The sequence below is a fragment of the Granulicella aggregans genome, from assembly GCF_014203275.1.
Lineage (GTDB): Bacteria > Acidobacteriota > Terriglobia > Terriglobales > Acidobacteriaceae > Edaphobacter.
Map to the genome: position 1 here is coordinate 1 of NZ_JACHIP010000034.1, position 20212 is coordinate 20212.

Annotated in this window: 16 protein-coding genes and 3 pseudogenes; 8 read left to right on the forward strand and 11 right to left on the reverse strand. The window is 55.1% G+C overall.

All coding sequences use genetic code 11. From position 1 onward, the window contains the following. Positions 1–522: 522 nt before the first annotated feature. A complete protein-coding gene (locus HDF16_RS28385; protein ID WP_184224054.1) occupies positions 523–1344 on the reverse strand; it encodes a hypothetical protein in 822 nt (273 codons plus the stop codon). A gap of 597 nt (positions 1345–1941) precedes the next feature. On the opposite strand from HDF16_RS28385, the gene HDF16_RS28390 reads away from it, so the two are divergent. Continuing rightward, positions 1942–2679 carry a hypothetical protein gene (locus tag HDF16_RS28390; RefSeq protein WP_184224056.1) on the forward strand — a complete coding sequence of 246 codons (738 nt, stop codon included), beginning with the start codon at positions 1942–1944 and terminating at the stop codon, positions 2677–2679. Between the two features lie 126 nt (positions 2680–2805). On the opposite strand, the gene HDF16_RS28395 is transcribed toward HDF16_RS28390, so the two are convergent. Next, positions 2806–3132, reverse strand: coding sequence for a hypothetical protein (locus HDF16_RS28395; RefSeq protein WP_184224058.1), 327 nt, complete (start codon positions 3130–3132; stop codon positions 2806–2808). Positions 3133–3928: 796 nt separating this feature from the next. Here HDF16_RS28395 and HDF16_RS28405 point away from each other — a divergent pair. The 5 genes and pseudogenes from HDF16_RS28405 to tnpC (HDF16_RS28425) form a co-directional block, all read left to right on the forward strand. After that, entirely contained in the window at positions 3929–4354 is a 426-nt protein-coding gene (locus tag HDF16_RS28405) for a DUF2062 domain-containing protein (protein ID WP_246410390.1), read from the forward strand. 486 nt (positions 4355–4840) lie between these two features. After that, the gene (locus HDF16_RS28410) at positions 4841–5611 is read left to right on the forward strand and encodes a hypothetical protein (protein ID WP_184224064.1); all 771 of its coding nucleotides are present in this window, start codon (positions 4841–4843) and stop codon (positions 5609–5611) included. 262 nt (positions 5612–5873) lie between these two features. Continuing rightward, positions 5874–6224, forward strand: a pseudogene (gene tnpA, locus HDF16_RS31465) (IS66-like element accessory protein TnpA); the annotation flags it as partial. Then, complete coding sequence (tnpB, locus tag HDF16_RS28420) at positions 6221–6568, forward strand: IS66 family insertion sequence element accessory protein TnpB (protein ID WP_184224068.1); 348 nt, start codon at positions 6221–6223, stop codon at positions 6566–6568. The pseudogene tnpA (HDF16_RS31465) and the gene tnpB (HDF16_RS28420), both read left to right, overlap by 4 nt. Before the next feature lie 294 nt (positions 6569–6862). After that, positions 6863–7996: pseudogene (gene tnpC, locus HDF16_RS28425) on the forward strand (IS66 family transposase); the annotation flags it as partial. Positions 7997–8047: 51 nt separating this feature from the next. On the opposite strand, the gene tnpC (HDF16_RS31065) reads toward tnpC (HDF16_RS28425), so the two are convergent. The 3 genes from tnpC (HDF16_RS31065) to tnpA (HDF16_RS28435) form a co-directional block, all read right to left on the reverse strand. After that, positions 8048–9577, reverse strand: coding sequence for an IS66 family transposase (gene tnpC, locus HDF16_RS31065; protein WP_246410387.1), 1530 nt, complete (start codon positions 9575–9577; stop codon positions 8048–8050). Positions 9578–9700: 123 nt separating this feature from the next. After that, positions 9701–10087 carry an IS66 family insertion sequence element accessory protein TnpB gene (gene tnpB, locus HDF16_RS28430; RefSeq protein WP_221313355.1) on the reverse strand — a complete coding sequence of 129 codons (387 nt, stop codon included), beginning with the start codon at positions 10085–10087 and terminating at the stop codon, positions 9701–9703. A gap of 5 nt (positions 10088–10092) precedes the next feature. Then, complete coding sequence (gene tnpA, locus HDF16_RS28435; RefSeq protein WP_184224072.1) at positions 10093–10452, reverse strand: IS66 family insertion sequence element accessory protein TnpA; 360 nt, start codon at positions 10450–10452, stop codon at positions 10093–10095. An 11-nt stretch (positions 10453–10463) separates the two neighbouring features. On the opposite strand from tnpA (HDF16_RS28435), the pseudogene HDF16_RS28440 reads away from it, so the two are divergent. Continuing rightward, a pseudogene (locus HDF16_RS28440) lies at positions 10464–10835 on the forward strand (transposase domain-containing protein); the annotation flags it as partial. A gap of 236 nt (positions 10836–11071) precedes the next feature. On the opposite strand, the gene HDF16_RS28445 reads toward HDF16_RS28440, so the two are convergent. The 4 genes from HDF16_RS28445 to HDF16_RS28460 form a co-directional block, all read right to left on the reverse strand. Continuing rightward, a complete protein-coding gene (locus HDF16_RS28445; RefSeq protein ID WP_184224074.1) occupies positions 11072–13561 on the reverse strand; it encodes an ABC transporter permease in 2490 nt (829 codons plus the stop codon). Positions 13562–14087: 526 nt separating this feature from the next. Beyond that, entirely contained in the window at positions 14088–14438 is a 351-nt protein-coding gene (locus tag HDF16_RS28450; protein WP_184224076.1) for a hypothetical protein, read from the reverse strand. 1275 nt (positions 14439–15713) lie between these two features. After that, positions 15714–15998: a hypothetical protein gene (locus tag HDF16_RS28455; RefSeq protein ID WP_184224078.1), complete on the reverse strand. Its 285-nt coding sequence runs from the start codon at positions 15996–15998 to the stop codon at positions 15714–15716. A 2-nt stretch (positions 15999–16000) separates the two neighbouring features. After that, positions 16001–16612, reverse strand: a complete 612-nt coding sequence (locus tag HDF16_RS28460) for a hypothetical protein (protein ID WP_221313357.1) — start codon at positions 16610–16612, stop codon at positions 16001–16003. Positions 16613–17186: 574 nt separating this feature from the next. Between HDF16_RS28460 and HDF16_RS28465 the strand changes: the two genes are divergently transcribed. Then, the gene (locus HDF16_RS28465; protein ID WP_184224082.1) at positions 17187–18701 is read left to right on the forward strand and encodes a UvrD-helicase domain-containing protein; all 1515 of its coding nucleotides are present in this window, start codon (positions 17187–17189) and stop codon (positions 18699–18701) included. A 31-nt stretch (positions 18702–18732) separates the two neighbouring features. On the opposite strand, the gene HDF16_RS28470 is transcribed toward HDF16_RS28465, so the two are convergent. Then, positions 18733–19422 (reverse strand): RES family NAD+ phosphorylase, encoded by a 690-nt coding sequence (locus HDF16_RS28470; protein WP_184224084.1) that lies wholly within the window; start codon positions 19420–19422, stop codon positions 18733–18735. Beyond that, on the reverse strand, positions 19423–19923 hold the full coding sequence (locus tag HDF16_RS28475; RefSeq protein ID WP_184224086.1) for an MbcA/ParS/Xre antitoxin family protein: 501 nt from the start codon (positions 19921–19923) through the stop codon (positions 19423–19425). It abuts the gene before it with no gap. Positions 19924–20212 lie beyond the last annotated feature (289 nt).

A 20212-nucleotide genomic window follows, 5' to 3' on the forward strand; every position in this document is an offset into this window, starting at 1 on the left:
TACGCGCTGATGGCCACGAGACAACGGTTTCCCACGAAGTCGGTGTTTGCGCCAATGTCGACCTTGATCGCCCGAGCGGCCGAACCTTCCGCAAATGCCGTTTTCCGAGAAGAGGCTCTATCCGCGTCTGGTATCGTGCTGCCATGCCCCTACCTAGAGCACTGAGGGTTACTGCGGCGGCTTTACTGCTCATTTGCGTAGGTTGTGGTTCTCGCGATCTTCGTGGGTCATGGCACCAGTCAAAGGATGGAAAGACCTACCTTGCGGTCGCAGATGATAACGGCGGCCAGTGTGGCGGGATCTTTCTCGACGGAAAGCCTTGGAATCACCCGATGGGCGAACCTGCATCGGTCGATCCCGGAAGACACTCTATTCACTGTGGCATCGGTTCGATCGAATTCGATGTACCGCCAGCGACTGTTTACAAATTCGACTACTGGGGCCCATAGTTGCGGGCCGGGCCTGGCCGAACTTTCCCATAACGCCGTTTAGCAGTCGGAGTCTGGTTTGGATCGGGCCAACCTATTGAACTGGAAAACACTGCACCGCGCCGGGGAGAGCCCGGATCGACGGTCGCGGGACGAACTCCACCACGGCAGGGTAGTTAATGGCAGAGGGCGTTTTTATCGCTTCGGGTGGAACGCCTTCGTCGCCCACTACCCACTCCTTTTCCCCTTCATAGCGATACCCCATGCACTTCGGTACCGTTGCAAGTGGCAGTCCGTAGTGTTTCCTGAACTTGCTCCAGCATGTCATCCCATCCTTCGGGATAGAACAATCTCCGCCAACTCGGCGCACGTAGCTCAGTGATATCTTCCCATCGGAGACAGGCGCAAACGTCGGATGACTGTCCCCGCTGGCCGAATCTTCGAATACTTTCTGCCCGGTCTTCATATCAAAGATGCGGAAAGGCATTCCAGCGTTTTCATCACCGTCTGCTGCTTTCAGGAACAGAAGGGAGCCCTTCACTCCCTCGAAACCCCACCACTGCTTTGCCACAAATCGTTCTGTCGAAGCGTGAGCTAGTCGACAGGCGGGTGACTCTCCAGCACTAACAGGAGTGATCGTTACCCACAGAGTGCCTTTCACAGCCGGGTCACTCAACTGCTTGACCATGAACTCCGGGTAAAAGAAGAAAAAAAGATGAACGCGTGAAGGATCACCCGGCATTGCGTTGGAGGACCGCCCCAGATCCACGACCTTCTTTCGGACAGGCTTGTCGAAGGATTCTGCATGCGCGAAACGTCCGAAAGCTGATTGTGTCAGCAGGACTATCGCTACCACGCCGACGAGCACGGCAACAGCCGTCTTAGTCTTCGTCCGCATTCCGAGAACACGTTCCATAGGCGTTCCAGTCTACCTGCTCGAAAGTCGCATTTGCGGCAACTTCGAGGGTCCAGGCGCGGGACGCGAAAACTCGCATGCACGGCTTCCATTAGATGGTAAGAACGTCGAGTTCGATCGGTGGAGGTGGGAGTATTTGAGGCTTGACTATCGTGCCATAGCTTCCACTACCTATGTCGACAAGAACCTTATTGGTCGTGTCTTGAGTCCGTGTAGAAGCAACATGCAATTGCCGTGTCGCCTGAGCGAGTGCGTGGCAGAGGGTATACCGGTTTGGAATACGTGACGCTGCTTGGAAAACATTTTCAGAGCGCATTTGAGAGCTCCTCTTGAGGTACGGGTTGATTCCAGCGAGCAGACGCCCGAGGCATGGATACAGCTTAGTGGAAGGCTAAACTGTTGCAAAGTCGGTGGCTGCGGAAACTTCCCCGGTCCGGGATGATTTGGCGGAGCCGAAACTTCCGCAAACGCCGTTTTTCGTGAGCCGCCGTAAAGCAGCTAGGCGTGAGAACATGCAGGTGACGTCGCTCATTTTCTTTCGTATTGGGCGTTCAACATCACGAATGCCTTGGCATTGTTTCTCGCCTTTAGGATTTTATGACTCTTGAAGATGCCCTCAGATGGAAGCGGGTGCTTTGGTTCCTCAGTCTCGATTGTTGGCAGCCATACTCTCGGAGTCTGTGGATTCGACCAGAATACGCAGTTGCCGTTCGCAACGCCATTCACAAGGCCATGAGCCTTGGAGGGCCCTTTCCCCCATATTGTTCAGATCCGAGAGAATGGACATACGACATTCTCGATCTCCTTAGATCAGAACTGAGTGAACGAGCTTTTTCGTTTCTCCTCGATTGGAGAAGAAGCATTTTTATTGAAGGCGGGAGCGATCGGCGAGCCGAATTTCAGTGGCTCTGGCTCTGTCGCAGTTTGGCTAAGCCAGATCGCAAGATCTGGTTGGGTCCCGATATTTATGAAGCGATATGCGCATGTCGCGACACCATGATTCACGATGATGCCTTGGGAGAGTTGGACGCTGAAACAGTTCTGATACTCACAGAGTGGGATGAGAATGCAATGAAGCGCGAAGAATCTTCAAAAGAGCGTCTCGGTGACCTAATTAGCGTTATGACAGTTCGAAACTCTTTTTGTGATGCGTGGCAAATCACCTGCTCCCAAAAGGGTTCACTGTTCCTACACGAAATTTTCGACAGAACCAAAGTTTTCCTCGATGAAGGTGACTCAGACATCAGCCTTACATCCGAAGAACTGCCGTTTCCATCCTCTTGGGAACTCGAGCAGATTGGATTGAAGACCGTTAAAGACAGTGAGTCGCTGTAGAGTCCGGTCGCACTCGCAACGCAAGGATGATTGGCACCTTGCCCACGCGCTTCTGCACTCAGTCTGCCGTAAAGTCCCGACGTTTTCGGCAATCTCGCCGTTTCGGCACGTCTGAACGGGTTGAACTCACCCTTTGCCGTTTATCGCTAGATCTGAGTAGCGTTCGGTCACTGGATCGTAGGTGGCTTTCCAATAACATTCGCCACCGTCTGAAACGTCGACAAGCCGACTCCGCCAATCAGCCGTTAGCCCCCTGTCGCAGAAGGCATTGACGAAGAGAAGCTTCTTGCCGTCAAGTTGAATCGGCACATATTGCCTGTAGTAGCCGCCTGGGTTGTCTATGACCCTCGTATCTCCTAGCCACTGGGTATGAAGGCCGATGATTTGTGAAAGATGCGATTCTGCTGACTCGATTTGGGTGGCCGTAGGCTGCCAAGCGTTGTCGGTGTTCAAGATATTCCCGCCTTCCGATGACGGAAGCACCACGAACCGAGCACTCTTCTGCGGCGGCGAGCAGCCTACTACGAGAGTCATCAAGCTCAACAATGTGATAATCCGCATGGTTTAGAAGAGAACACAAAAGCAACCTGCCGCAAAGTCGGTGTTCGGCAACCACGCCGACCCCGGGACCGTCCGATCGGGCGAAGTTGTCGCCATCGCCACTTCAAGGGACTACCGTCATCAAGAAGTGAACAGCCGCGTTTCGTTGCTGAACTGGAAGAAGCGGTTTGCCCTGAGCATCAGTCAGGCCCATTCTCTCAATCTCCACCGTACGGAGATACTCGGCAACTTCATTGGAACTAGCCCCGGCATTGAGCAGGTCCAGCAGGGGGGCCGATGTATCCGTCGAATTCATCTACTGCTTCTGGAGTGTCGTTCACGCCTATCGGGTCCCCTTGCGACATGAGAATCTGCCGAATTGCATTCCGTCGCTCTCGCGATTGCTCTTTATCATCCATACCGATCATTCTCACAGAGCGACGTTCCCGGAAAGTCGCCCGGTGTTTCCGGAAAGTTAGAGCTAGTCGTCCGAAACGAAGGTTTTGAACCGGATTTTGGTTAGCGGCTGACGCGGAAAGCTATGCTGGCTATAGCAAAGCAGCGGTCCAATACCTGGCCTCCAACCGGATGAGGCAGGGGCGCATCCGATTCGATAATGCTGGCTCCGGAATCTTTTAGAGAGTTTTGCCGTTTCAAAGTGCTGCACCCCTTGCTGCGCCTTCTGCGCGGAGGCGTGACGCCTCGTCGCATGGCTTGGAGCCTGGCGCTAGGGATAGTTCTTGGAATCAACCCCTCAGTGGGCGTTACCACTCTGATCGTTGTTCTGCTTGCCTGGATGTTCGGCCTTAATCAGCTTGCATCGCAGATCGGTGTGCATGTGGTCGCACCTCTCCACGTTCTTCTTTTCATCCCGTTCATAGATCTGGGAATTCACCTCTTTCACACACGGAATATTCCGCTCAACCGTCGACAGATTGAACACTTGAGCCATCATCCCTGGCGTATGGTTCGCGACATTTGGCAATGGGAATGGCATGCGCTCGTGATCTGGGCCGTTTTCGCCATCGTGGTCATGCCCCTGCTTGCTCGATATATTCGCCGAGCCCTGGTGTTGCTCATGCGTCGCCATACAACGCTGCTGCGTTCCCATTCCTCCCTCTCATCGAGTGGCTAGAAGCGCCGGATTATGCGAGATTTCACCGTTCCCGAAGAGACGGCCGAGTCGCTTCGGCTGGAGAAAACAGAAGCTCCAGAAGGTGAGCCCTCGGCAAGTTCGAACTCTCCGCCGACCCGATTGGGTCGAAGTTGGCGCAAACGCCGTTTTGCGGGAGTACGGCAGTGGCAGAGTGCTTCCATTCCGTTCGCGCTCACGGTCGCCTCTAAAAGAGGAATACTGCGGCAATTGGAGTATCTTTTCGGGACGCGGACGAAGCAGTGCAGGTAGGCAGGCCTTGCCTAGAAGGAAGGCAGAACTTGCCGATAGAAGATCACGTGGAACGTCGCCCATCGACCACTCACGCATTGATAAGCAATAACGAGATTTGAAAGACTAAACCTCGCTGCGAAGCGATATGGCCATTGGCATGCAATCACTCACGACTGAGGACTTCACATGTCGATTTCAGGATTGAGCTTTAGCAACGGAGAAACACTCTCTTTTTTGAGCAATACCGCCTCAAAGAGCACCGCGACCGCGCCGGTGTACGTCGCGTCGGCTGGAAACGAAGGATCTTATATCCAAACCAGCCCAGACGTAGCTCACCCGGTCACTACCGATGAAGACGCTATCAACAATATCCTCAATTACCTACCAGACCCCCATGCAGCGTCAAATTCCAATCTGCTTTTCTACTCTCTGAACAGATCCATTTTGAGTCCGGGCGGCGACCTTACCCAGGTTCAGAGCACCATCAAGAACTATACCGACAGCTTCTTAGGCCCCAATCAGTCGACCAACTGGGTAACACCACCCTCAGCTCAATTCCTCACGGACCTCAAAGCTATCGGAGACACAGCAACATCGGGCGATGTGACAGCTGCTACGTCTGCTCTTGCTAAAGCAAGCGGTGAGGGGACAGGTAGCGTGGCCACGGCGACTACTCGAGCTCAGGTCGCACTTCTAACCAATGAAAACATGCGAGAAGGCCTAAAGATGGAAGGCTATTCCGCGTCAGATGCGACGGCCCAAGCTGACGCAATCACTATCGGTGGACTTGTAGGAAGGACGGGTAACGCGGCCAAGGACAAGGCGGGAAGTACTGAAATCTCCGACCTCGCTCGTGAGCTCACACTCGAGGCCTTCTCCCCGGACAGCAAAACCGCTCAGTCGTCGTATGTAGCATTGGCCAACATCGTGAACACGTTGCTCGGAGCGACATCCACCGACGCGGCGAACAGCTCGCTTGCCTCTCTGGACAAGGTTTATGGCTAGAAGTAAGCCTTTGCGTAGTGTCACCGTCTCAGGCAGTTCGAAACACGCCAGAAGAGTGAGGGTCACTGCATGGCTTCGTTACTCAACCGCCAAGGCCGAAGGATTTTGGGGTTTCACGGACTGATTGCTCGGTCGGACGATTCTTTCGATAAACAAAACCTGATCAAGGTAAGCGTACGTCGACTCCCCCTGGCTATGGTTGCTGATCGTGGTTGAAGATTGCGTCATGCTGCAGTCAGGTATGGGTGAGGGTCGTCGTGTTCGCCGTTGGCGAAGTATCTCGGAGAAGTGTCAGATTGTGCAGTTGACGATGGAGCCGGGAGCCAGTGTGTCTGAGGTGGCGCGAGCGCATGGAGTGAACGCGAACCAGGTGTTCAAGTGGCGCCGCGCCTGGGAGCGTGGTGAGCTGACCGATGGCTATGCGGCATTGCTACCGGTCACCGTGTCGAGTTCGGCGGAGTCTGAGAACAAGACGCCAGCGTTGCCTACTCATGAGCAGCTGCCTGGCGGAGGCTCGATTCACATCGAGCTTTCTGGGCGTGCACTGATCAGCGTCGAACGCGGTGCCGATCCGGATATGGTGCGTTGCATTCTTGGGAGTGTTTGCAGGTGATCCAGCTTCCATCGGGAACCCGGATATGGATCGCAGCGGGCGTAACCGATATGCGTCGTGGATTTCAGGGCTTGAGCGCCCAGGTGCAGACCGTGCTCAAACTGCAACCCTTCTCCGGTCATATCTTCATCTTTCGTGGCCGGAGAGGTGACATCATCAAGTGTCTCTGGTTCGATGGCGACGGTCTCTGTCTCTTTGCCAAGCGGCTGGAGAAGGGCCGTTTTGTGTGGCCGAAGGCTGAGAGCGGCACCGTCTCCCTCTCGCCAGCCCAGCTATCGATGCTGCTCGAAGGGATCGACTGGAGGCACGTCGAGAGAACATGGGCACTCCAGAGTGCTGTCTAGTAACAGCGCAGATTCTTGTGTGTTCATAGGCATTTTGTGGATGCATGCTAACTCAATCGATGCCATACTGCGTCCATGCATGACGCTTCTGTTTCCGATCTGGACAGCCTCGATCGTGATGCGTTGCTCGCGATCTATCTTGCGCAGCAAGAGAAGCTGACATCGCTGATCTCGGCTCAGGATGAAGAGCTGAGACGGCTTGAAGCAGAGCTGGAGTCGCACCGTCAGGCCCTCTCTGAGCAACGACAGGCGCTCTCTGAACAGTCCGAGGAGCTTCACTCACGCAGCGAACGGATCGAACATCTGAAGCTGATGGTCGCGAAGCTGCGGCATGTGATCTTCGGCGCGAAGAGCGAGAAGATCCGCATCGAGCTCGAACAGCTCGAGCTCCAGCTTGAAGACGATGAGACTACGCACGCCGAAGTCGAGGCCGGAGTTGAACGCGTAACGCCTCTACGAGAGACGAAGACCAGATCTGACCGCAAGCCGTTGCCCGATCATCTTCCGCGTGAGGTCGTCACGCATGCTCCAGAGAGCGACTGCTGTTCTGATTGCGGCGGCCAGCTGCGGCACTTTGGTGACGACGTCTCCGAACAGCTTGAGTACGTCCCCGACAGCTTCAAGGTCATTCGTCATGTGCGGCCTAAGTTCAGCTGCACTGGCTGCGACCGGATCGTCGAAGCTCCGGCACCTTCGCGACCCATTGAGCGCGGTCTGGCTGGACCTGGTCTGCTTGCCCACGTCATCATGTCGAAGTTCGGCGATCATCTTCCCTTGTACCGGCAGTCTGAGATCTACGCTCGACAGGATGTCGAGATCTCACGCTCTACGATGGCTGGCTGGGTCGGCGCGGCAAGTGATCTGCTCAGTCCGCTGGTCGATGCGATTCAGAAGCATGTGCTTGCCGGACCCAAGCTGCATGCCGATGACACACCTCTCCCCGTGCTCTCTCCCGGCAACGGCAAGACCAGAACCGGCCGTCTCTGGACTTACGTTCGTGATGATCGGCCTGCTGGGATCGATACACCGCCAGCAGTCTGGTTCGCTTACTCAGCAGACCGCAAGGGCGAGCATCCTCGCCAACACCTCAGCACCTTCCAGGGTGCCCTGCAGGCGGACGCTTATGCGGGCTTTCAACACCTGTATGGCAAGGACGTCTATGAGGCCGCATGTTGGGCGCATGCCCGCAGGAAGTTCCACGAGATCCACATCGTTCACGCGTCACCGACAACAACCGAAGCTCTGGCACGGATCGGAGCGCTCTATGCGATCGAGGAAGAGATTCGCGGCAAGCCAGCAGATCTCAGGCTAAGCATCCGACACGCACGGGCCAGACCGTTGCTCGCGGAACTTCGCGCCTGGATGCAGAGGGCACAGAGCAGACTATCGTCGAAGTGCGAAACGGCAGGTGCGATCCGCTATGCACTGTATTCGTACGACGAAGTACAGGGTTTACCGAGCGGGGCGGGTTCGGATAGGCTATTGCGCCTTGGTTTGCGCGTATGCCGCAGGGGTGAGGTGGCGGACACTCTGGATGGAGCGGTTGGCGAGTCCTGGCAGGGTGGCGGCGAGATATTCGCGGATCGGCAGGCCGAGTCGGCGGCAGCTCTCGACGATGGAGAAGATCGCCGCAACTTTGGGTCCGGCCTCCTTGCTGCCGAGATGGATCCAGTTTTTTCTGCCGATCGCCACCGGTCGCATCGAATTTTCTGCAAGATTGGTTGAGAGCTCGAGCTCAGGATATTGGAGGAAGAGGACGAGCTTGTTCCATAGGGAGAGCATGTAGTTGGCGGCCCTGCCGGCGGCGCTCTTTGGCAGCACACTTTTCTGCATGGCGAGGAGGTTGGCTCGTAACTCGGCCAGCAGCGCGGGCGCTTTTTCTTTGCGCAGCAGGTCACGTTGCGCATGGTCCATCTTCTCGGCGCGAGCCTTAGCGTCAATGGCGAACAGTTCATCCATGAGCCTGACGATGCGAGCGGAAGCGATGTCGTGGGCATCGAGTTTGACGGCATCGATGAACTTGCGCCGCGCGTGTGCAAGGCAGCAGGCGTGCACCATCTTCGGCCCGCCAACGCGGTCGTACGCGGCATATCCATCCGTTTGTAACAGTCCTTGATACATCTCGAGGAAGAGCCTCGGCCCCTCGCGCTCTCGGCCCATGCGGAAGTCGAAGACCACCGAGCCTCCCGGCGTGCCATACTGCCATAAGTAGGCTTGATGGTTCTTGCCACGCTTGTCGTGTGTCTGCACGCCCACCGGCGTCTCATCGGCTTGAATATAACTTCCGGCGAGTAACTCGTTTTTCATGCGACCTACAACCGGAAGAAGTAACTCACCCACATGCATCACCCATCCGGTCATCGTCGAACGGCTGATCTCAAGTCCCGTATCTCGCTTGAGGATCGCGCTCTGGCGATAAAGCGGGAGCGAGTCGCAATACTTCGCAACGACTGTGTCGATGATGACCTGGTCCGAGACCAGGCACTTATCAAGAATGCGCTCGGCGACGGCAGCAACGACGACGCCTTGCTCCTCGCACCGCTTGCAGGCCCGCTTCTCGCGCTTGACCACGCGCACGAAGTAGGCGGCTGGCTTGAGGTCGAGCACTTCGCTCTCTTCATAGCCGATGACGGAAGTCTCTTCGCCGCAGCCGCCGCAGAGGCACTGATCGGGAGCACAGGCGATGATCTCTTCGACGCGAGCGAGATGAGCGGGCAGCGTTTGTCGACCAGGATGCTTGCGCTTCTGCTGCTGCTTTTCACTGTCATCGACAGACTTATCGGATGATTCAGAGGATGGAGACAGCGGATCGCGCTCGCTCTCGACCTGGATCTCTTCGCCACTTACTCCGGGTTCGAGATCGAGTAACTCCAACTGTAAGTCGCTCAGCGTCTCGCTCGCCTTGCCGTACTTCGAAATCCGCATCGCGCGAAGCTTTTCTTCAAGCAACTGGATCTTCAGCCGAGAATAATTGAGCTCTTTCTCTTGCGCGGCAACTTGTTGCTGCATCCGAGCAAATAACTCAACAACCACGGGATCGGAATCAGGAGGGAGCATCGGTTGAAGAGGAGCACTCACGATGTCTCTGTTTTAACAACTTCACCCGCCTCATGCAAGCGCAATGTACTGTATTCATGGGGTCTTTCGTGACTTCGCAGTGTCTTCGGCCGCAGCCCTGCGATACCACTTGCGCTTGCTTGTCGCGGCCAGATCGATGCCGCCGACAAGCAACGCAAACTCTTCGCGACTCAGCTGCACCTTGTCTTCGCTCTGCCCCGGTTGAGGCCAGCAAAGACGGCCGCCCTCCATGCGTTTCGCGCACACCCAGAGTCCTGAGCCATCGAAGAAAAGAACCTTCATGCGATCACGACGAGCGTTCGCGAAAAGATATAAGTGCCCGCTCAGAGGATCGCCCTGAAGCTTATTCGAGACCAGGCCATAAAGGCCGTTGAACCCGAGCCGCATATCGGTCGCGCCCGTGGCAACATAAATACGCGTCGCCGCGCCCAGGCCAAACACGCCGGCTACGCCTTCTCAAGAACGGCCACCAGCCGCTCCAGCGTGGAGGCATCGAAGCCCGGTGCCACTTCGATACGCCGACCGTTGGCCAACTCCACCCGCAACGGTCGAGAACTCTCACCCGCCGATACCTCGGCGTCGACAAACTCCACCGGAAGAATCCGGTTCGCCGCTGCCTCCGTCCTGGCCGATGACGAAATAACATCCCGGCAACGCTTCCGATACTGATCCAGACTCGGAACCGAAAGACCATGCTGCTCGCAGAAAGCACGACGGGAAAGACCGCTCCGCTCAAACTCCAACACCAGCCGCTCCGCTTCCACACGGCTCCGCCGCCGACGCCCAACAACAATCCCTTCGCTCATCCAACAAGTCCACCATGACAACGATCACGAAGAAAGGGGGTGTTTCCCCGTACGGATACTATGCACTCGCCCGTTGGCATGCGCTCACGCGCTATGTCGATGACGGCCTGCTTGAGATCGACAACAGTGCAGCCGAACGGGCGCTACGAGCTGTGGCACTCGGCCGAAAAAACTTCCTTTTTGTTGGATCCGATGGCGGCGGAGAGCGGGCCGCTGCCATGTACTCACTCATCGGTTCAGCCAAGCTAAACGGCCTCAACCCAGAGCTCTATCTGAGCACCGTGCTCGCCAGAATCGCTGAACACCCTATCAGTCGCATCGGTGAATTGCTTCCTTGGAACCTCGCAGACCAGCTCAAGACACACTCTCTACAAGCAGCCTAAGACACACTCAATAACTCAATAAGTGTCCGCTAAAGAATAAGCGGACACCTGTTGCGTCACTCCGCTCGCGTCAAGAGGGACACGACGGACGCTTACTCCAAGCCTCTCGTATACGACGACATTCTTGAGCGTACCCAACATCCTCGGCCATCGGCGTTTTCATTCCCCAAACAGGTTTGAAGGAGAGAAAACGCCGTCACAGATTTCCCCAAGTGACAGTATTGTTCGGTTCAACCCTACTCGCCCCGCAGCAACTCGGATGGTTGTGCTCGTCGCATCTCAATCGCGGGAACGATTGACAAGAGAAGTGCCCCGGCGATGGCTGTGACTGTCACGAAAAGGGCACAGTACGTCGACCAGACGTCAATACCGATCGTTCTGTGAACGTAGGTGACCACAATGATCCGCGCGCCCAATATCCCAGTCAGCCCCCCCGCGATCGCAATGATCAACGATTGCTTGATAAGCATCAGATTCGCTTTGCCTCTCGTCAATCCGAAGCACATCCTGATCGCTATCTCTCGACGCCGACTTCGCACCATGTGCAGTAACAGCCCGTAGAGTCCCACGGCAGACACTCCTCCGGTCATTACAGCCCCTATAAACGTGAAGAGCACCCGCAAATATTGCGGCCGCTCTCTCTGTATCAGTTCTTCACGCACCTCCGCAACACGAACCGCTGCCACGTTAGGCATGGTCCTCGCCGCGACATCATCGACAAGCTGGCGCGCCTGTCGAGGCCCTGCTCCCCCGCGAAAAGTGAAATAAAGAGGCGTCGCCAGCGTGAACAGGTTCCCACGCAGTGGAAGAAACACGCTCGGGGTGGCAGATTCTGCGCCACCCGCAAACCGCAGGTCACGGCTGATGCCAATTACCCGCGCACTTACCTCTAAATCCCAAACAGGATGATGTAGCATGACCGTGCGTCCAATAGGATCTGACCCACCAAACAGAGTGTCAGCCAGTTTTTGGTTTAGGACCACCTCCGATGCTTCACCAGTCATCACGTCGTCAGTGAAGAGCCTACCTCGAACGAGGGTATTCTCTAAGGTGCTGAAGAAGGTCCGGCTCACCACACAATAGCTCACGGCCCTTTCATCGCTGCCGGGGGATTCACTAGGATTAATAATGATTGTCTTCATCGACAACCCTAGAGGGGCACAAGAGGAGGCCGAAACGGACTGCACTCCGGGAATCCTTAGCCCGTCACTGATGACGGATGCAGCTAATCGTTGTAAGGGAAAACTCTTTTCTCCGCTCGTAATAAATGTAAACCCCGAAGACCCCTGGGCAGGCCCCATTTCGACGGTTGTCAGACCGTCAACAGCAAAGCCCACGTCTTGATTCGCTGTGGCACTGACGGCTAATGCAAGCTGGCCCGAGACAGTCAGAGCCATTACTGCACAGCTTACCTCTAAGACGACAAGCAGAATGATGAATGTACGACTCACCTTAGATTCGGTGCTGGTAGTGCTCGGTCGTGGCAGGCCGGTGTCCTTTAGTAGTCTTACCGCTGGAATCATGGCCGCAACCAGGCCGCACACTCCAATCAGACCGCTCGACGCTATGACTCCCGCCACAAGAGCAAAAAGCGTTACACCTGTGTGGCCCAATAGGTCGCCTTCGCGACGAATAAGCGATGTAACGGCTACGCTGTACATCACGCAGCCAGCAACAAGTCCGCTTCCAATGATCAATCCAGGTCTTGTAAGCTCCTCTACGAAGAGGCGTAACGGACTTGCACCTAGGACTTGTCGCAATCGCAACTCTTCACGGCGTATTGGGACTTCTGCTAATAGGATTCCACACACGTTGCAACAAACAACTGCGAGAAGAAGCGAGGACATAATGAGCATCATTCGTGCCCATACATAAAGTTCGTGGTCTTTCAGTGGATCACGAGTGACTCCGTCCGACACCTCTAAGGGCAATGTGTTGGAAGGCAGTCTGGCCACGCGGGACATCACGAGAGAGCGAAGAATCGCGGCATTGTGGACATGTGACTCAGCCAGCACAAAAAACACCGGGTACTCGTCCCAATGCTTATCTAACATCACATCGCCTGAGCTGGCCGATGCATTGCCGGTTCTGCTCAGGCCTAAGTCCAGCAGTGCAAATGTATAGGGCGTTAGCCATAGATCAGTTGGTTCCCAAAAACCCTGAAAAGACGCTGGTGCTACACCAATAACCCTGAGGGTTCGTCCGTTTAGAATAATCAGTTTTTGAATCGCGCTGGAGGGAGAGCCAAAAATCCGAGACGCCATCTTCATGCTCATGATCGCTTCGTCCGCTCCAGCCACAGAATTATCAATGAAAGTGAATGTTGATCCCCTAGACAAGGGCTCCGTGAACTGCGTAAACAGCGACGGAGTAGTGCCGGCGACGGTTGCTACCTCGCGGTGATCACCGACATCAAGAGTGAGATGAATAGGCTGGCTATATGCAGCAAATCCCACGTCTGATGTGGGCGCTATACCTAAGTTTTTAAGAGTGACCCACGGAATGGGCACAGATCCGCTCTGGGGCATCTGTTCCGCGACCGTGAGGTGCGCGCCAGGAATTAATCCGGGAGCGCTGTTAGATGACAACACCGCAAGCAGGAAAGTGGATACACCCGAACATGCTGACCCAAGGCCAAGTAGGGCAGCGGTAAAGAGGGTGAGCCATCTGCTTCTGCGGAAGAGGCGCCGTAATTCCCGCGAAATCGTGATTGAAGCAATGCTCATGGAGTTGCAACGTTGATATCCAGCATATCAATGTCTCCATCAAGTACCCGCCGTTGCCAGTGAGCCGCTGCTCTATCCTGGATAGTACACGCCTCACAACCCTCAATCGACGCTAAGATCAGCATTGGACGTCCACTTCGAAGAAGATAAGCGCGATCGCTGTCACTAAGACCTGTCAAGTGCCCTAGAAACTGTAGCAAGTCGCTATCCGTGGACATATCTGGTTTGCTGTCACGTAATAGCTGAGGGGCTGCCGCCAAGATGGCATCAGGTCTGTTATACATAGCTTTGTCGACTCGGAGTCTCCGGCGATGCGCATCAAAGAGTTCAATTATCGGGAAGCTGAACGTCTGTTCTGCTCTCCCAGTTTCTCGGAGCCGGGCGAGACCATACTGTTCAACGTTCATATGCACAGAGAACGTCTTGCCTCTCTGATTAGAGCGGCAGGAGAGTAATGTCATTAGGACACCGGTCAAGATGCAACAAAGAACAGAGCGATGAGCTTTCACTGTGATGTCCAATAACCCTACCCAGGGTTCAGGTTAATTATTATCTCTCGAATGTGGAGCTTTGGAAGACGGTCCGTTAGCCTCTTCACGGCTTCGCCCTGAGGGAGTGCCTGCTTCCAATTGGGGTACGTTCGCACAACAAGCGTGAACCGACCTCCGGAAGTTAGCGTAGCCTCCTCGGCGCGAAGAGCCGGATACATTTCGATAGTCTCACGAAGTGATGGCTTATCGGACAGCGGTGGGTGTTTGGCTAAAGCGCCAAGCGAAGCGGAGGTCAGTTTATCTAAATACGTGGCATTCGTTGTTGCATCGCCCGCTCCAAAGTAGAGTGGATGTCCATCTGGATCGTAAAGCTCGATGGCTGGCATCAACAGCTTCAAGTGGGAGGGAGGAGAACCGGGCTTCCGATGAAGTTTGGACCAATGCAAGTAGCCGACGCTCATGTCTGAAGTTGAAGCCGTCACCTCGGTGACGGCTGGGACGGAATCAGGATAACCGAGAGACAGGTATAGGGCCACAAATACGGTAAGCACGCATCATCCTTAGTGATTTACGAGTGTAAACTGCGACTTTACGCTGTCAGAAGGCCCCTAGCTCGTGCCAGGGCAACCGATTTCCACGCAAACACTACTACCGTCCGAGTCATACGTGCACTGCCAGCAACGTACTGGTTTGTTGATGGCGAATGCGGTGCAGGTTATCGAGCCCAGCAAGAGTGCCGAGGCTAATATTTTACCGAGACGACGTGACATTGGATTCCTTTCATTGCTCGCTCATCGTCGCGTTCACGATGTTGAGAACAATCTACCTTTATGCTCCCTTGCTCCTTACCTCCTTGACATCTTGTTGCTTATCGGAAACATCCCCCGATAAATGCAGCTTTGGCCAGTTCTCCCCGGAGCAACAGTTACACGCTTGTTGCTTATACGCAACACGCAAACATGGGTCGTTTTCGCCCCTATTGTCGAATCTGATCACCGGAACTTCTTCTTGGTGCGCGGGTGTCGCTGGGCTGCTGTCACGCGTGATAATGCTGTTTCTCATTCGCAACAATTCAGGTAGAGTGACCCCTATGGAGACCCCTGCCCCGGCTTCCAGCGCTTCCCTCACTCTTTACCGCGCGCCCCGAGGCTCGCAAGCGGCATCGGACCTTGGGAAACCGCATGTTTTCTTTTGCTTGCCTGCGCTTGAGAGTTATCGGACGTACTTTAGGCGGCATCTTCTACCGCATAAATGAAGTCGTCAAACGGCTCCCTACACCATTGGCAGATTCATGGACACTCCTTAACGTAGCCCACCTTCGCGCGGGCTGTATGTTTAGGAGTTTGGCGGTGCTTTCAACCCGATTGGGTTGTCACGTCGAATCTTGTATCTCTCAGACTCCCAGGCGATGAAGATGAGGAGGAGAAAGATACGGAGTAGATCGCCAGCTGCCACGGGTTGATCCGATACGCGATTGGGGCGGTGTCGCGTCAGAATTCGGACAATAACGCACATTAGTGAGAACACGAGCCTGTCGAGTCAGACACTTACAAGACGACGGTTCGTGCTGCTACTACGCAGAAGAATGAGCCGCGTAAGTCTTTATTGTTCAACGTCACAAAGTAGTAGCGTACTTTGTGGTCCGAATTCTGAAGGGACCCCTACAAACGCGCGAGGATAATCTTTGTGATTACACCGAGTACGGAGGTGCCGAGGAGTACGCCTGCAGCGGTGGGGTGATCGCTGTGGACAAGGAACGTGAACGCAAGGATCGCGACGACCAGAACCGCGCTCCCGGCTAAGAGAGACATCGTCGCGTAGCGCAGGTTCGGGTCTTTGTCGGAGTTCACCGTCTCCAGGATCAGACGTATCTTCTGCGGGCTTAGGACGACCAGGTCTTCAAGCGCTGGAACCAGGCTTACCTCTGGGTTCTTATTGGACGGCAAGCCTAACGACCCCCGTGAGGATGAGGGTCGTTGTGCGGGACTGGCTCAGCGACAGGCTTCTTCTTCGACTTCAATTTGCGGGATTGGAACGTCCCGTGGCCTTCGGTGGAGCGGACGGCAGATGATGGAGGCCGTCTGTATGGCGTTGCATCGAAGCTGGGCTTGTCTTTAAGGACAACATCATAGTCGCGAGCAGATTGCGCGGCTACAAAACGCCTCGGACCGCTGTAGGTGCTTACGGGTGCCCCGTGGAAGAAGGTGTCGTCGAAGACACTGGCTGACGCGGGTTCGGCCATCTCGGTCGGCTGCTCTGGTTCGGCGACCTGCTGCCGGACAAGGTCCTCTGCCTTCTGCTTCGTAACCAAAGCGTCTACAAGGCCCTGATATGGGAACCCTGCTTTCGCGTCCGCAAACACCTGCGTCGGGGCTCCGGGGAGCTTCGCACGAGTGAAGAACGATCCGCCACTGAGGCCATCGAGAAACGCGCCTACCATAGATCCCGCCATGCCCACCCCCTTGTTGCCATTTAGTTTAGCAAACAGCCACGTCTGGAGCATGGAAGAGATCGCCGCGTTGGTGCCGGAGCCGGTAGCGAAGAAGCGGGGGACGTACAAGAAGAATACCGCGTAGCATGAAAACATGAAAAAGCTGGCGGTTCTTCTCATCCTCTTGGGCAGCGGTTTAGCCGCTTTCGGCCTTACCGGATTCAGGGAGGGAACTCAGCGCAAACCTTAGCGCCCAGGCGAGATTTAATTCAGACGACGGGCCGTATCAATATAGCGGCCATTTTCAGTGGCCTATAAACGAGAGGTTAGAAACAACCTTCGGCATGATCTCACTCATATCCGGCGTTCTGCTCCGCAAGAATACACACTGAGGCCCTACCAAAAATGGCCCGGATTTTCTAAACCAGGCCTCTACAGAGCTACTGTCAGTAACGCGAGGCCCCTACATGCCACAAGCAAACGACATTTACCCGTCAGAGCTGATCGCGAACCTTAGCCGCATTGTTCAAAACATTAGACGTATTATCGGACGTAAGTGATTTGCAATCAATTACTTAAACGATATATCCCAACGTGCTCAGAGTCAACCCGCCCTCTCTCGACAGGAGCATAACGATCATGGGTCGCGCGGCCTTTTCGATCCGAGAGCGCTTGGCCACATAACGAATAGGATCAGTCATGAATGCTGCATTCAGAGACACCCTCCTTTCAACCCGTTGCTGAGCAGCGCCTCGCAGTCGAGCTCTTTCTTGCCGGCGGGAATCTTCGGATCGACGCCTATGCGGGTGCGGGCAAAACAACTACGCTGAAGATGCTGGCTGGCAGCAAGCCCTCTCCGGCTCTCTATCTAGCCTTCAATCGCTCGATCGCCTCCGAAGCCCGAGGGCGCTTCCCGGCGCATGTGAAATGTGCAACCACGCACTCGATCGCGTTCCGGGCAGTTCGAAGGAGCCTGGGCTATCCAGAGTGGAAGCTCACAGAAAGCCTGACACCAAACCTGATCCTCCGGGCATTTCGTCTGCCGGAAGAGATTACCTTCCATTCAGGAGTAGTGCTTGAGCAGAAGTCTTACGCTGCCGTCCTTCGCGACGGGTTGAAGCTGTTCCTCCAAAGTAGCGATGCCGCCCCATCGATGTTGCATGTCCCCCGCTATGGAGCTTTTGAGCGGCTGGGCTCTGAACAGTTCGAAAGCTTTGCGAAACAGGTCGCTGAGCACCTTGGATATCTTTGGTCGAGCATGCTCGATCGATCCAAGGGGCTGCCGCTCGGGCACGATGGCTATCTGAAACTATGGGCCCTGTCGAATCCTCGCGCACAGGCTGACTACATCATGGTCGACGAGGCGCAAGACCTCAACCCGGTGCTGTTGGAAGTGCTGAATCGATCACAGTGCCAGATTGTCTATGTGGGCGACGCGAACCAGCAGATCTATGAATGGCGCGGGGCTGTGAACGCAATGGAGCAGGTTCAGACACGCCATCGGTGCTTACTGTCACAGTCCTTTCGTTTTGGTCCTGAGATCGCGGCGGCGGCGACCATCGTACTTCGCACGCTAGGTTCACGAGAGCCGCTTCGTGGCTCTACATCCGTTATCTCGCACATTGGTCGCGTCAAACCAGACGCCATACTTGCTCGTAGCAATGCAGCATTGATGTCCAACGTCCTCAGGTGCCTTGCTCGCAACTTGCGGTGTGCCGTGGTTGGCGGAACGAAAGACTTGGAGCGTGTCCTTACAGATGTGCAGCGAGTGAAGCAAAATCAACCTGGGCAATCCCCGGAACTAGTCGGGTTCCAAGGATGGAAAGACGTGATGAGCTTCAGCAACCGGCCCGAGGGTGAGGGCTTGCGACCGCTGGTCAATATCGTTCAGGAACACGACGAGACTCGTATTTTGGGAGCGCTGTCTAAATGTGAGTCGAATGAGTCGACAGCGCAGGTCATCTGTTCGACTGCTCATCGATCCAAAGGAAGAGAGTGGGATTACGTTTATCTCGACCCTGATTTTGAAGCTGGCTTCCTGAGAGCGAGACGCCTCGGGTCAGCGGAGGCGGCCAAGGCCACCGCATCGGAAGCGAGACTGCTGTATGTCGCCATGACCCGAGCAAAACTCGGGGTACAACTGCCACGGGAGGTGGCAAAGCGTTTCGGTATCCGCAACACCACCACCGAGACACTCGGGCGATCCTTTCACCCTTAGAGCGCTGAGCAAGCTGAGCCCAGTCAGACCCTCAGGTGATTTCCTTGCGCACGAAATGGGTACTGTTCCCATCAATGGTTATTTCGTAACGAGCCCCCCAGCGCGGATGGAAAATGATTGCTGGACGAAAGCACGCGACACAAGTGCCTCCAGGATTTCTAACGCTAGAGTAAACAATGCCTTGGGACCCTGAGTACAAAAGGGTATTCGCGAGGGCTTGCCCCGCGGCATAGCACTCTGGCACAGGATCTGGCTGTAGGCACGCCGACTGTTCGCTTGGATCAAGTTGATGAAACATGCCGTCGAAGTCTGCCAGAAAGTCCTGGTATTCAAACGTCAAACTTCCGACATTGCGCATGTCTCGTAGAAAGGTATGCTTGTGATATGCCACTTCGGCAATGGAAGTTTCTAGTTCCACACCGGCGTACCAGGCACCCCGAAAAGAGTCGTTGAAGCGTGATCCCTGGGGAGTGGGATGACAAAAGGCAGCGTTGACGATCTGTGCTTCCGGTACCCCCATCAGAAGCTCGTTAGGGCCTATATGTAGATTTCCGCCTTGTTCCGCTGTCTTGCGATCATTTGTAGCGGCATCGAGTTCACTCAGATCGGAAAGAACTCCGGATGGAAGGTTGAGGTTCTCGAGCACGCTTCCGGCAACGCTGTATTTTGCTGGAACTAGACGGTGGGTGTTCTCACTTCGGAACTCAACGACATAGGCCAATTACATTCCACCTCGGCTTGCATCGAGAAGGCGTCGGACCTGCTGCAAGCCTGGTATTCCCGTCCTCATAACGTATTCCAGCGGGGTTTGCCCTCCAAACAGACGACTATCGTTTGGTTGGGTCATCCATTGATCCGCAAGCTGATCTGGCAAGAGAATGTGCAAGGCTTTGTAGATACCTACGATGTAGGAGATGCGCGTCAGTTCGTCTTGCTTGCGTGTTCCCGCAGCGGACTTGAGGCTGTAAAGAGTGGATCTCTTGACCGTCCCGCCTAAAAGCCCCTGCTGCTGTTCAGCAGTTAGATCCCATTTGCCTGTGATCGCAAAAAAGCCGTCAATCGCTGATTGACTCAGGCGTTCACGCGTGGCCAAACGGCTGAAATCAGGTACGGTGTCGAATTGATACCCGGGAACGGAAGGAGTTGAAAAGGCAAGCGCCATGAGAGTTTCCTCGTTCAAATGAATATACGTCCAAAAATATACATTTGCAAGTTCAAACATGGATTCCATTGGCTTTGAACCCACGGCAGAAAGTAACACGTCACTGGGGCAATCCACTATCGGCGGTTCATTTGGCGGTCAGATGCTGGAGTTCTCCTTGTTGGCCACAATCGAAGTAAAAACTAGACTTGACCCAACCTTTCATACGTAAGTGGTTGCTAATGAATTACTTACACGTTCCAGCGCTGCGCTATTAGTGTGCTGTCCCAGAGATACGTGAACAAAGTCGTGCAAGCTTCTGAAGGATGGAGTCTGCTGTTGCGGCCCACGCGAATGGTCGGCAGCTACG

What these genes read in the sequence shown, in the direction of transcription:
- HDF16_RS28385 (WP_184224054.1), bottom strand. Translation starts at nt 1,344, where the DNA reads ATGGAACGTGTTCTCGGAATGCGGACGAAGACTAAGACGGCTGTTGCC.
- HDF16_RS28390 (WP_184224056.1), top strand. Translation starts at nt 1,942, where the DNA reads ATGACTCTTGAAGATGCCCTCAGATGGAAGCGGGTGCTTTGGTTCCTC.
- HDF16_RS28405 (WP_246410390.1), top strand. Translation starts at nt 3,929, where the DNA reads ATGGCTTGGAGCCTGGCGCTAGGGATAGTTCTTGGAATCAACCCCTCA.
- tnpC (WP_246410387.1), bottom strand. Translation starts at nt 9,577, where the DNA reads ATGCAGCAACAAGTTGCCGCGCAAGAGAAAGAGCTCAATTATTCTCGG.
- tnpA (WP_184224072.1), bottom strand. Translation starts at nt 10,452, where the DNA reads ATGAGCGAAGGGATTGTTGTTGGGCGTCGGCGGCGGAGCCGTGTGGAA.
- HDF16_RS28445 (WP_184224074.1), bottom strand. Translation starts at nt 13,561, where the DNA reads ATGAGCATTGCTTCAATCACGATTTCGCGGGAATTACGGCGCCTCTTC.
- HDF16_RS28450 (WP_184224076.1), bottom strand. Translation starts at nt 14,438, where the DNA reads ATGCCAGCCATCGAGCTTTACGATCCAGATGGACATCCACTCTACTTT.
- HDF16_RS28465 (WP_184224082.1), top strand. Translation starts at nt 17,187, where the DNA reads ATGCTGCATTCAGAGACACCCTCCTTTCAACCCGTTGCTGAGCAGCGC.
- HDF16_RS28475 (WP_184224086.1), bottom strand. Translation starts at nt 19,923, where the DNA reads ATGTTTGAACTTGCAAATGTATATTTTTGGACGTATATTCATTTGAAC.